Here is a 12,792-nt window from a genome sequence, read left to right as displayed (position 1 = left end):
ATCGATCGCGGATCCGCCACAGTAACTGTGGTGCACGTCAACCGGATTATTTCATGAAGTTTTTCACGAATGGAGCAATGATGCGAAGCCGTTTTATTTCTACCTTATTGATGGCCGCCGGGCTAGGTTACGGTTTTTTGAGCGCTGGCGCGTGGGCGGCAAGTGATGCCCAGCAAAGGCAGATGTCGTCGGTCGTGAAGGAGGTCATTGGTCCGCTCATGCAGGAATATGCCATCCCCGGCATGGCCGTTGCGCTGACCATCGATGGGCAGAGCTACTTCTATAACTATGGTGTGGCATCGCTGGCCACACAACAGGCGGTGACGAATCGGACCTTGTTTGAAATCGGTTCCAATAGCAAAACCTTTACCGCCACGCTGGCCGCCTATGCGGCAGTCAATGGCAAGCTTGCATTTACGGACCCGGTCAGCAAGTATCTGCCGGAACTCAAGGGCAGCAGCTTCGACCATGTGAGCCTGCTCAACCTCGGTACGCACACCGCGGGTGGCTTGCCGTTGCAAGTGCCGGAGACGATCCAGGACAATGCGCAACTGTTCGATTATCTGCAACATTGGCAGCCACCTTATCCGGCCGGCACCCAGCGCGCCTACTCCAATGTCAGCATCGGCTTGCTGGGCATGATCACGGCGCGCAGCATGCAGATGCCGTTTGAAGAAGTAATGGAAAAGACGCTGTTTCCCTTGTTGGGCATGCGCCATAGCTACTTTCATGTTCCTGCCGATCAAATGGCTTCGTATGCGCAGGGCTACACCAAGCAGGGCGCACCAATCCGGCTCAATCCTGGCGTGCTCGGTGCAGAAGCCTATGGCATCAAGACCAATGCAGCTGATCTGATCCGCTTTATCGCCGCCAATGTCGGCAGCTTGCGCGTGGACGGTCAACTGCAGCAGGCCATCAAGCTCACCCATACCGGCTTTATGGATACCGGTGTCATGATGCAGGATGTGATCTGGGAACAATATGCCGCTCCCTTTACGCTCAAGCAGTTGCTGGCAGGTAATTCGGATGCCATGGCCTACCACGCCATGCCGGTGACAGCAGTGCAGCCAGCATCGCCAACACAGTCAGCCCATGATGACGTGCTGATCAACAAGACTGGATCGACCAATGGCTTCGCCTCTTATGTCGCCTTTATTCCCGCCAGAAAGATCGGTATCGTGTTGCTGGCCAATAAAAATTATCCGATTCCACCACGAGTGACAGCGGCGTATCAGATTCTCAAGCAACTCGAAAATCTCCAGTAAAATTCGGGTCTCAACGACCCACGCCAACGCATTTCACACTGGAAAACATGACCCAATCCCAATTCGGCCCCCATCTCTTGTCTGTTGATCAATTCAGTCGCGAATCGATCGAGCAACTACTGGCAACTGCACACACGATGGAGCCGATTGCCCGGCGCAGCAAGGTAACCCGGGTTCTGGAAGGGGCGGTTCTCGGCAATCTCTTCTTTGAAGCCAGTACCCGTACCCGTGTCAGTTTTGGTGCGGCGTTTTGCCGTCTTGGCGGATCGGTATGCGATACCACCGGCTTCACTTTTTCCTCGATGGCCAAGGGCGAATCCATCTACGATACCAGCCGGGTATTGAGCAGCTATGTTGATGTGATGGTCGTGCGTCATCCAGAGAAGGGTTCAGTCGCACAATTCGCCGAGGCCACCAATATTCCGGTCATCAATGGTGGCGACGGCCCGGGTGAACATCCTAGTCAGGCGATTCTCGATCTCTACACCATCCAAAAAGAATTCCAGCGTCTTGGCAAGCGTATCGACGGCGCACATATTGCGCTGGTCGGCGACCTCAAATACGGTCGTACCGTCCATTCCCTGATCAAACTGCTGTCGCTCTACCAGCAACTGACCTTTACCCTGATTGCGCCGGGCTCGCTGGAAATGCCGGCGTACATTATCGATATCGTCGCCAATCGTGGTCATCGTATCCACACCCGTACCTCACTGCAGCAGGCGCTTACCGATGTCGACGTGGTTTATGCCACGCGCATTCAGAAGGAACGCTTCGTGGATGAAGAGGTCGAGAATTATTCCTCCGACTTTCAGGTCAATTCCGCCTTTTTGCAGACATATTGCAACCCGCACACCATCGTCATGCATCCGCTGCCACGCGATAGCCGTCCTGGTGCCAATGACCTCAGCACTGATCTGAACCGGGATGAGCGACTGGCGATCTTCCGCCAGACCGACAATGGGATTCCCGTGCGCATGGCGATTTTTGCCACACTTCTCGGCGTTGACCATCTGGTGCAAAAGGATCTGCGCGATGCCGCATGGAAAAGTCCTGAATATCTGGGGCCGGACGATGCTGCGTTTTACCGACGCGAGCTGTTTTAATTGATCTGGATACAAGCCGCAGCCCACCTGCATTGAAGTTCTGTGCGGCGCATTGCGGCTGGTGTAATCAGGTGACTTCTGTCATTGATAACATGAACAGCGGATTGTTATCAAATGATTAACATAATAAATACTTGTAGGATGTCTGTTGAGTTGTCCTTTCTCTTGACTATAATGTGCAGGTTGTGAAGTCGCATCCAGAAATCGCGTCAAACGATCGTCAAAAGAAAGGATCCACCCATGAAAATCCTCCCTCCATCGGCCGGGCAGGAGCAGCCTGCGCCCGCGCATGCGCACGATAAAGCACGTCGGATGCTGCTGGCTGGCATTCTCGGTAGTTACGTTTGTTCCTTTATTCCCTTGCCGGCCGCGTTTGCTGACAATGCCAGTCCGGCAGGAGCAGCCGCCAAGGCTTCAGAGAACTTCTTAAGCTTATCTCGTCTGTTGACTGATAAGAAGGATCTCAATCCGGTACAGGCAGATCGCCTCTATGCGGCCTTTGTGTCGGTGTATCCCGATTTCGAGGCGCAATTACAGCAGTTGTCGGAGTTCATTTCCGCCGCTGAGGCTCAGACCAAGCTTGAGGTTTCCGGACTCCAGGCTGCATTGGATGCGCAAAAGTCGCCCGTGGCCAAGTTGCCCGGACGCATCGTCAGCGGCTGGTATGTGGGCGTGGTGGGTAGCGGCAAGACCGCACGCTGCGTCACTTATGAGACCAGCTTGATGTATGTCGCCGTGGCTGATCGTCTCAAGCCGCCCAGCTACGCCTACGGACCGTATGGCAGCTGGGGTCGCAATCCGCTCGCCGCCTGAACCATTTCACCGGGAATTCACCATGTCTGAACAACTCTCTGCCGACGTCGTCGTCATCGGCTCTGGTATCGTCGGCGCACTGGCTGCGCATCGTCTGGCTTCGCAAGGCGCTTCTGTGCTGATTCTGGAAGGCGGTCCGAGGATCGACCGCGCCACGCTCGTCGCCAACTTCCGTAACTCGCCACGCAAGGCCGACTTCATGTCGCCCTATCCCTTCTCATCCTGGTCGCCGCATCCGGTGTATCAGCCTGAGGACAACAATTACCTGATCCAGGCCGGACCTTATCCCTACAAGGCCGAGTACATCCGTATCGTCGGCGGCACCACCTGGCACTGGGCGGCTCAGGCCTGGCGCGTCTTGCCCAACGATTTGCGCATCAAGAGCCTGTATGGCGTCGGTCGCGACTGGCCGATTTCTTACGACGATCTGGAACCGTTCTACCACGAAGCCGAAGTGAAGATGGGCGTTTCCGGCGCACCTAATAACGGCTCGCCACGCAGCAAGCCGTTTCCGATGCAACCGGTGGCGGAGTCGTTCCTGCAACAACGCTATCGTGAGCGTCTGGCGCCGGCTGGCTATGAAGTGATCGTCAACACCACGGCCCGTAACAGCCGTGCCTACGACGGTCGCCCAGCCTGCTGCGGCAACAACAACTGCATGCCGATCTGCCCGATCGATGCGCAATATCACGGCGGTCTTTCCGTTGATGCAGCCGAGCAGGCCGGGGCAAAGCTGATCCCGAATGCGGTGGTCTATCGTATCGAGCATGATGAAAAAGACCGTATCGTCGCCGTCCATTATTACGACCCGGACAAGAACTCGGTACGTGTCACCGGTAAGACCTTCATCCTCGCCGCCAACGGTATTGAGAGCCCCAAGTTGTTGCTGCTCTCGGCCAGCGACAAGTTCAAGAATGGCCTCGCCAACAGCTCCGGCATGGTCGGTCGCAATCTGATGGACCACCCCAGCAACAGTCTGGTATTCGATGCAGACGAAGAGTTGTGGCCCGGTCGTGGCCCGATGAGCCCAGGCTCGATCAACTCGCTGCGTGATGGTGCCTTCCGCTCTGAGCATGCCTCGTTCCGCATCGATATTTCGAATTCCTCGCAGGTTGCCAACGTGACCAATGCCTTGATCGCCAAGGGCATTTATGGTGCCGAGCTGGAAGAACAGATTCGTTACCATGCCGCGCGCCAATGCAGCGTCAAGAACGTGCTCGAAGTCTTGCCCGATCCAGAAAACCGTATCGTCCTCAGCGACCAGAAGGATGCGCTCGGCATTCCCAAGCCGCAGGTTCATTACGCTCTCAATGATTATGTACACAAAGGCATGGCTGCCGCACGCGAGCATTACACCCACATTGCGCAACTGATGGGCGGTACCAATCTGCGTTACTCACCTGATGGCGTGTATGGCAACAACCAGCACATCACCGGCACGCTCAGTATGGGGAATGACCCCAAGGATTCGGTGTGTGATGGCTTTGGCCGCTCGCACGACCATCCGAATCTGTACCTTGCCAGCACCGGCGTCATGCCAACCTCGGCCACGGTCAATTCCACCCTGACCGCCGTCGCCCTGGCATTACGCTCTGCCGACCATATCCACGCCAACGCATGAGGACCTCCATGAACAAGTTCAACACATGGTACGCCGCGCTGGCGCTGGCAATCGGTACTGCAGGCGTGCTGCCAATGGCGCATGCAGCCGATGCCCAGCAGATCAAGCGTGGCGAATATCTGGCAACCGCCGGTGACTGCATTGCCTGCCACTCCGCCAAGGGCGGCAAGCCCTTTGCTGGTGGGCAGGATATTGCCACGCCGTTGGGACATATTGTCTCCACCAACATCACGCCATCGGCCAGCGATGGCATTGGCAGCTATACATTTGAGCAGTTCCGTGATGCCTTGCAACGCGGAGTACGCGCCGATGGTCAGCATCTTTATCCGGCCATGCCTTACACCTCCTATGCGCTCTTGAGCGAGGATGACGTCAGGGCGCTATACACCTTCTTCATGCAGGGTGTGTCTGCGGTGGACGGCAAGCCAAAGGAAACAGCACTGCCGTTCCCCTTCAATATCCGGGCATCGATGTCGGTCTGGAACCTGCTGTTCCTGGATAACAAACCATTCGTCCCGGATAGCAGCAAGAGTGCCGAGTGGAATCGTGGTGCCTATCTGGCACTGGGGCTGGCGCATTGCACGGCATGCCATACACCACGCAACACCCTGATGGCGGAAGACAAGGCGCATGCGTTTGGTGGCACCGATCTCGGCACCTGGTATGCACCGAACATCAGCAGTGATCCGGTCAGTGGTATCGGTAGTTGGAGTGAGGCAGAAATTGCCCAATACCTGCGCACCGGTCGTGTCGACGGCAAGGCGCAGGCAGGTGGCATGATGGCCGAAGCGATCGACAACAGCCTCAGCAAGCTGACCGAGGAAGACCGTCACGCTGTCGCCGTCTACATCAAGTCCCTGCCGGCGCAACATGATAGCGCTGATACCCAGTCTGCAACCAGCTGGGGCAAGCCGACGCTGGCAGCCGACAGTGTGCGCGGCGGTCCATTGGTCAGGGATACCAGCAAGTTCGATGGTGCCCAGCTATATGACGCCAACTGCGCATCGTGCCATCAGGCGCGCGGCGAGGGCAGCAAGAACTGGAACGGCGCTAGCCTGCCAGCGCTCTATCACAACAGCGCACTGGGACATAGCAACAGCAATAATCTGGTGATGGCTATTCTGCAAGGCGTCGAGCGCAAGGAAGGTGGTCCTGAAGTATTGATGCCGGCCTTCGCTCACAAGCTCAGCGACGAGCAAGTGGTCACGCTCTCTAACTACCTGCTGCAGAATTTTGGCAATCCATCGGCCAAGGTCACGCTAGAACAGGTCAAGTCACTGCGCGCAGGCGGCGAGACTTCCCCGCTGCTGACATTGGCACGTGCAGGCATTGTTGCAGCGATTGTGTTGATCCTGCTGGCACTAGTATTGTTGGTAAGACGCAAGAACCGTCGTACAGCCAACTAATCAATCTAGTCACGTTCTGTGCCGTAGTACAAAAAAATCAGGCCTGGTTGGGCCTGATTTTTTTACGTCAATTGCAGTCACGCTTTAGCTCAGTCTCAGCCAGCCTGACTGACCGCCGTATCCTCTTCGGTCGCACCTTCAGGCAGGTATTCACCTTCCCACTTGGCGACCACGGCAGTAGCAATACTGTTGCCCAGCACGTTGGTGGCGGTACGCCCCATGTCGAGGAACTGGTCGATACCCATGATCAACAGCAGGCCTGATTCCGGCAAGCCAAACATCGGTAGAATCGCCGCCACCACCACCAGTGAACCACGTGGCACAGCTGCCATACCCTTGCTGCTCACCATCAGAATCAGCAGCATTGTGATTTGCTGACCCAGGCTCATGTGGACGTCAAACGCCTGCGCAATGAACACCGCAGCAAACGCCTGATACACCATCGAACCATCCAGATTGAACGAATAACCCAGTGGCAACATAAAGCCGACCATACGCTTGCGGATACCAAATTCACGCAGACGCTCGATCAGCGAAGGGTAGGCCGCTTCGCTGCTGGCAGTCGAAAAGGCGATGACAATCGGTTCACGGATCAGACGCACCAAGGCAACCGCACGTCCCTTGAGTACCGCAAAGCCAGCCGCAAACAACAAGGCCCACAGCACCAGCAGCGCCAGATAGAAGTAACCGATGAAGCGGCCATACACCAGCAGCACATCCAGACCCTGCACGGTGACCGCCGCTGCCAGCGCAGCGAAGATACCAATTGGCGCCAGCATCATGACCGCATTGGTCACATGCAGCATGGCATCCATCAGATTATCGACCCAGCGCTTCATCGGGCTGGTCGAAGCCGATGGCAACTTACCCACAGCGACGCCAAAGAAGACCGAGAACACCAGAATCTGCAGGATCGAGTTGGTCGACATCGCTTCGAAGAAATTCTTCGGGAAAATACCGGTAAAGAATTCCTTGAAGTTCAGCGAGCTGGTCTTCAGACCGGTGGCGGCATCGGCGGCAGGCAAGGGCAAGCTCAGCCCGATACCCGGCTGGGTCAGATTGACAAACAGCAAGCCGATCGCCAACGAGACCAGCGACGCCATCAGGAACCACAGCAAGGCCTTGACGCCGATACGGCCGATGGCACTGGTGTCATCCATGCCAGCAATACCGGACACGATGGTGGCAAATACCAGCGGAGCAATGATCATCTTGATCAATCGCAGGAAGGCATCTGTCACCAGAGAGAAGTAACTTGCCAGTTCCTTGGCCGCTGCCGCGTCGGCCGTGAAGCGATGGCACAGATAACCGACGGCAACACCGAGGACCATGCTGAGCATGATCATGCGGGTAGTTTTGTTCGATGTTTTCATGAAACGATTTCCCTGGGCTTTTTCAAAAGTGGGCGGAATTGTACTAAAAACAGCAGGGAGTGCGGTTGTTTAAGGCACATGATTGCTGTAACGGCACAGATTCATCGGGCCAGCTCGTTAAAAATTGCTTATGGGAAATGTTGCGGCTTGCGACGTCAGGTTATCGGTGATGTGGGGTGGGAATCGTTTGTTTGGTGTTTAGTGGCTAGGGCTATACAAGTATTCATTAGTTTTGTAGAGATTTTCTAATGAAATGCAGACAAAATTTTAAGAAATTCCTTTTTTTTATCTAACGAATAGCACTCAGAGACGGTAACGTAGTCGTTTTTAAACATCTTTCCTGCGACAGTGCAATCGACCATAAATCCAGGAACCTGTCCTTGAGCAGCATAAATGATCTCATCAGTTGAGAGGGTCCATCCATTGTATTTCTCAGGTCTCTTGGAGTGAATCTTACTAAGAATTTGCTCAGGTACCAGCGGTTCTACTTTTGGTCTATCTACAATTGTTTTTTTTCCTAATACCACAATAACAATACGCTGATCAAATTCACTTGTGAATTCAGATAAAGGAACGTTGCTTTTAAATTTTTCGATCCTAAGATTTCCTTTTTCCGAGTATTCATAACGCTGTAGGTTAAATTTATTAAATATCGATTCTATTTTTCGCAAATCTATTGAAGTAGCATGTACAGTTATAGCTAGTGCTGCTGATAATCCAACCAATACTATAAGGAAATTAAATTTCTTCATTTAACATATTCCAAAGCTGAGTAAATATGGCCTGTCTTTCCCGATTGTGATGAGGGACTTTATTTGCTGATCCTCGATTGATCACTCCGCCCACCTGAGTGACATAAATTGCATCACTACCACTGTCGGCCTTTTTATTGACGCACTCTCTTGACCAAAAAAAGCCGGACGCATCAAATGCATTAAATAAATCATTAGCCAATAAATTAGGGTAAGGAGGACTAATAAAGTTGGCACCTCGGTACTTGCCATAGCTAGAATAATTTCGTCTCCCTGTAATTTGAAGAAATCCTCTTCCTTTAAATCTGACACCATCCCCAATCTGTCCACCGTTGCTTGCATTTGCGATTCCGTTGTCCATGCCAGCAGCCTTATTCGCAACTACACCCGGTCGTCGCGCTGCATATTGTTCTGCTGTTTCTTGATTTTTAACCAAGCTAAGTTTTTGAGCAAAATCGGAATGGTAGTCTTCCAAAGCCTCTTCCCACGTGATCACTTCGTACATTGTTCTGAAATAGCGCTCTTTGCCAATTTCCTCCTTAAACTGCCACCAACCAGTCTCATGACCAACCTGTGCAAGGAAATGTGCCTGGCGCTGACGACTACAGATCAAATACTTTCTGAGCATCTGATTCATTGGTATGCGTAATGTCACGGCGCGAGCACGGCCGACCGCAGGTGCACCATTCAGAATAGCGTTTAAGTCGCCTTCACCTAACCACCCACACTTCCTGAAATGCTTGATGAACTCCGTCGGATGGAAATGCCACTGCGCGTCTTTGTATTCTTGCGGTAATCCGTCAAAGCTCACTGCACGGGCGTGGTTTTCAAAGCGGGCCCAGCGATCTGCACGATTCTTGGCGCCGAACTCCATCTCATTGAGGCATCCATAACGCGCAATGATCGTGCCTCTGTCCCACTCCGTCGGGAATTGACAAATTGTTCTGCGCAATGCCTTGCGTACGTCCTTCTCCGGCAGACGTCTGGATAGTTCGACGTCATCCTTGTTGCGATCCGGATTGGGTTGATCGCCTTCTGCCCGGATCAGTGCCTTGAGTCTTTCTGAATCACAACGCAGGTCATTGGGACTGGTATCGTCGTCGTAACAGTTCCAGCCAAATTGCGGCAGGAAATCGGCATCGCTGAATTTGTAAGTACCCGGCGCATTCAGGTCTGCCCAGACTGACTTATCCTCTAGTGTTCTGATCTTGCGCCAGTGCGCCGCGTTGTCTGGCAAGGGGTCTTTATCTGTTTCACTCCGCCCTATATTGCGACCGAAGCGCAATAACTCATACCAGCCAGAGGGGCTGCTTTTTACTGCGGGATGTGCCTTGATCAGGCTGTTGTGACGATCGGTGGCTTCTTTGTACAAGTTGTATTCGGCGTCGGCATCTTGTCGTGTGGCACCTAACTGACCGTTGATGCCGTAGCTGGTGAATGCACAGCTACCGGGCGTTCTGCCTTCATTCCCGTAGTCGAGTTTGATCCACTGCGCCGTGCCGAGCGTGATGTCGCTATCAGCGCGAAGATGATCGGTGGGTGCTTTGAGACTGATCGGCGTCGTGGCTGGCAGATAAATGTAGAGGCTGCCGAAGATACTGTCGGTACGGCCGTCTTTGGTGGGAATGGCTTCTGGGTCTAACCAGCCGGGTTCGCGCCCGATGATTTTTTTGAGGTTCTCGATGTCGCAGCAGATCTCAAAGTGCAGCTGTTTAGTATGACCATAGACCTGACGGAGAGTTTCCTTGAATTAACGAGAGACAATGAAGTCGTCATCAGTTTTGCCACGTTCAGTAGGCAACACCGGCAAGACTTGCGGTAACGCCGCTGGCCCCTGCAAGGAGAATGCATCTGCCTTCCAGTTAATGTCGCCCAGTGTGCCGCTTTCAATTCCCAACGGGCTGATGCGGAGATAGGAGCCGCCACACTTGAGCAGGATGGCTTCTTTGGCGTTGATTTCTACCTTGCCGTTGACGCTGGTGATCGTCAGGTTTTTGTCGGCGATGGCGTGTATCTCGTCACTTTGGCCTGTATCTCGATTTTTCCATTGCTGGCGCATCTGGCTCAACAAATTCAATGCTTTTCAGAATATCAATTACCTTCTCAAGAATATTGCTATTGGGGTGGTTTAGGTTCATGACTTGCAAGTTGCAGACACAAAGGACTTGTGAACCACCGGTTTGGAACAAACAAAAATTGAAGAAGCGCTGGCTTAGTGTTTCTTCTCCTGTGATTTGATCGTTGGTGTTGCCAATACCTGTCCAGTTCTTACCAGAGAACTCAATTAGACGAAAATATTGATTAGCCTCGAATGGCGCATTCGTCCCGGTCCAAAACCATTGATCCTTTAGTTTTCTGGCCCCTAGCAGATCATCTATCTCGTCCCCTGTAGCACCTGCATGGCAAGCAAGACCAAACCCCCAGACAATCGGTTCATCAGGTTTATCCTTACTTCTTATAGGTGATATGTACACACTCTCTCCAAATATGCCCCCATACAAGTCATGAATCCTGTACTTGCATTTCTTAGATCCGTAGATCGTGTTTGGATCTTCGTTTCCTGGTAATAATGATTTCCGAGCAGATGGCGTTATCGTATGTGAATGGGATATCGTCGATAACAGAAACAGGAAACTGCATGCTAGATAGAGGAGCGCTTTTTTCATGACCGCCTCGGAACAAATTCATTTAGATAGTTCTCAATATTTCCCTCTGCATCAAGATAAATAAGATTATCCATCTGCAATCAGGGGGCTTTATCTATAATTTAATATTCGAAAAATTCGATAGATAGGATCATTTCCATAAAAATTTTAAAGCTTAGCCTGTCATCTAAGTCATATTCTTCAGAATTTTTTGTTAGGCAATATTGATTCATAACTGCGGAAATATTTTTATTTCCGAATGCCAATCTTACGCACTGATTTATTTTTTTAAATTCCTGACAGGATTCTTCTTTGGATTTATCAATTTCTTTTTCATCATAATTATCTTCGGCCATCCATCCATTCCAATTTTTACCTTTTAAATAGATGAAATTTGTCTTTGCCGGGGATCCACAATTTGTCATTGGGTATCGATTTTCCACCAATCCGTTGGGCATTACTCTAAAATTGTTTCTTTGGGATTTTTTTTCGCTAAGAAAATCATCGATTCCAATATTATATATATGTAAAATTGGCTGTTTATCTATCCAGTTTGGACTTGCTCCTTGAAATTTATCTACTATTAGACTCAAAACGGCACCTTCTTTATTTTTGTATGATCCAATACAAGGAGAAATTGAATCACCAATCGATTCCAGTGCTTTAGGAATTGAAATGCTCAATCCGCATGTTGAAGATTTAACAAAATCTTTATTTTTAATTTCTTCTGAATGAGTTAATTTTATAAAAAAAATATAAAAAATACATATTTTCAAAGTTGATATAGATAGTGTCTTACTTATCATTCTGAATTTTTATTTTTAATTTATCGGATATCTCAGCACTATCTCCCAAGATAAATAAAACATATTCTAAAAATTCCTGGCGCTCAGAGAGCCCTGTTTTCCCTCCAGTAACGGGGGTTGTAACTGCTGCTACGTTAGCGTTGTCTGTACCTATGTCAGCCCGGCGATGAATATTTAGCCCGTTTCGCAAGGCACCTGTATTGCTTGAGTCCATCATCTTGCTAACCCAAAAATAACCTGCCGAATCTGCTGCACTCGTCGAATCAGTTGAAAGTAATTGCGCATTTAGATCAGTGGTGAAATTACGACTCCGATATTTCTCGTAGGCGCTGTATCCAATACGTCCTGTCAAATGAATCAATCCACGCCCTCTGAATCGTGATCCATCCCCAGTTTCAACATTGCCCAAAGCTTTAGCTTTCTTGGAAATTTCATCGGGACGTTGTGCGACATAATTCTGGCGATTACGTTTCTTCAAAAAACCCATTGCTTCGAGCCAACTACGTTTCTGATCATAATCCTCGCCTGCCTCATCCAGTGTGAGTACTTCGTACATCGTGCGTAGGTAACGCTTGTCACCATCTTCACTAGTCCCCCGGAGTGCACCCGTCTCTTTATAAATTTGCGCCAAAAAATGTGCCTGGCGCCGAACAGTAAAGAAGCCGTATTTGCTCCACATCCGATTAATGGCGATATTCATACCTGGTGGCATATATCCATGTTTGTTATTTCCCAGCTCCCAACGTTTCCATGCATCGTCCCAAGAAATATCGCCACCTGCACCGCCAGAAGACTTACGCGGCATTGTTTGCACTAACTCTCTCAAGCTACGCCACCCACACTTCCTGAAATGCTTGATGAACTCCGTCGGATGGAAATGCCACTGCGCGTCTTTGTACTCTTGCGGTAATCTGTCAAAGCTCACTGCACGGGCGTGGTTTTCAAAGCGGGCCCAGCGATCTGCACGATTCTTGGCGCCGAACTCCATCTCATTGAGGCATCCATAAC

10 protein-coding genes and 2 pseudogenes are annotated in these 12,792 nt (G+C 51.3%); 5 read left to right on the top strand and 7 right to left on the bottom strand.

Going from position 1 to position 12,792, the window contains the following annotated elements; genetic code table 11:
• Positions 1 to 80: 80 nt before the first annotated feature.
• The 5 genes and pseudogenes from ampC to FHW66_RS13505 all read left to right on the top strand — a co-directional run bounded on the left by ampC (position 81) and on the right by FHW66_RS13505 (position 6,208).
• Positions 81 to 1,265 carry a class C beta-lactamase gene (gene ampC, locus FHW66_RS13525; protein WP_183380507.1) on the top strand — a complete coding sequence of 395 codons (1,185 nt, stop codon included), beginning with the start codon at positions 81 to 83 and terminating at the stop codon, positions 1,263 to 1,265.
• 68 nt (positions 1,266 to 1,333) lie between these two features.
• Positions 1,334 to 2,368, top strand: a pseudogene (locus FHW66_RS13520) (aspartate carbamoyltransferase); the annotation flags it as partial.
• A gap of 240 nt (positions 2,369 to 2,608) precedes the next feature.
• Positions 2,609 to 3,181, top strand: coding sequence for a sugar dehydrogenase complex small subunit (locus FHW66_RS13515; RefSeq protein ID WP_183380339.1), 573 nt, complete (start codon positions 2,609 to 2,611; stop codon positions 3,179 to 3,181).
• Between the two features lie 22 nt (positions 3,182 to 3,203).
• Entirely contained in the window at positions 3,204 to 4,802 is a 1,599-nt protein-coding gene (locus FHW66_RS13510) for a GMC family oxidoreductase (RefSeq protein ID WP_183380338.1), read from the top strand.
• A gap of 8 nt (positions 4,803 to 4,810) precedes the next feature.
• A complete protein-coding gene (locus tag FHW66_RS13505) occupies positions 4,811 to 6,208 on the top strand; it encodes a cytochrome c (RefSeq protein ID WP_183380337.1) in 1,398 nt (465 codons plus the stop codon).
• A gap of 95 nt (positions 6,209 to 6,303) precedes the next feature.
• Here the strand turns inward: FHW66_RS13505 and FHW66_RS13500 are convergent, their stop codons facing one another.
• The 7 genes and pseudogenes from FHW66_RS13500 to FHW66_RS13470 all read right to left on the bottom strand — a co-directional run.
• Positions 6,304 to 7,581: a dicarboxylate/amino acid:cation symporter gene (locus FHW66_RS13500; protein WP_183380336.1), complete on the bottom strand. Its 1,278-nt coding sequence runs from the start codon at positions 7,579 to 7,581 to the stop codon at positions 6,304 to 6,306.
• Between the two features lie 245 nt (positions 7,582 to 7,826).
• Positions 7,827 to 8,333, bottom strand: a complete 507-nt coding sequence (locus tag FHW66_RS13495) for a hypothetical protein (protein ID WP_183380335.1) — start codon at positions 8,331 to 8,333, stop codon at positions 7,827 to 7,829.
• Positions 8,320 to 9,705, bottom strand: a complete 1,386-nt coding sequence (locus FHW66_RS13490; protein ID WP_183380334.1) for a glycoside hydrolase family 19 protein — start codon at positions 9,703 to 9,705, stop codon at positions 8,320 to 8,322. The genes FHW66_RS13495 and FHW66_RS13490 overlap by 14 nt, the downstream gene beginning before the upstream one ends.
• A 378-nt stretch (positions 9,706 to 10,083) precedes the next feature.
• Positions 10,084 to 10,392, bottom strand: a complete 309-nt coding sequence (locus tag FHW66_RS13485) for a DUF2345 domain-containing protein (RefSeq protein ID WP_183380333.1) — start codon at positions 10,390 to 10,392, stop codon at positions 10,084 to 10,086.
• Positions 10,352 to 10,807: a hypothetical protein gene (locus tag FHW66_RS13480; protein WP_183380332.1), complete on the bottom strand. Its 456-nt coding sequence runs from the start codon at positions 10,805 to 10,807 to the stop codon at positions 10,352 to 10,354. Before FHW66_RS13480 ends, FHW66_RS13485 begins: the two co-directional genes overlap by 41 nt.
• A gap of 293 nt (positions 10,808 to 11,100) precedes the next feature.
• On the bottom strand, positions 11,101 to 11,784 hold the full coding sequence (locus tag FHW66_RS13475) for a hypothetical protein (RefSeq protein WP_183380331.1): 684 nt from the start codon (positions 11,782 to 11,784) through the stop codon (positions 11,101 to 11,103).
• Positions 11,774 to 12,792 (bottom strand): annotated as a pseudogene (locus FHW66_RS13470) (hypothetical protein); the annotation flags it as partial. The gene FHW66_RS13475 and the pseudogene FHW66_RS13470, both read right to left, overlap by 11 nt.

Origin of the sequence: Herbaspirillum sp. Sphag64 (assembly GCF_014192645.1) — a bacterium.
GTDB lineage: Bacteria > Pseudomonadota > Gammaproteobacteria > Burkholderiales > Burkholderiaceae_D > Herbaspirillum.
Note: the sequence above shows the minus strand (reverse complement) of the source record. Positions and strands in the feature narration are given on the sequence as shown.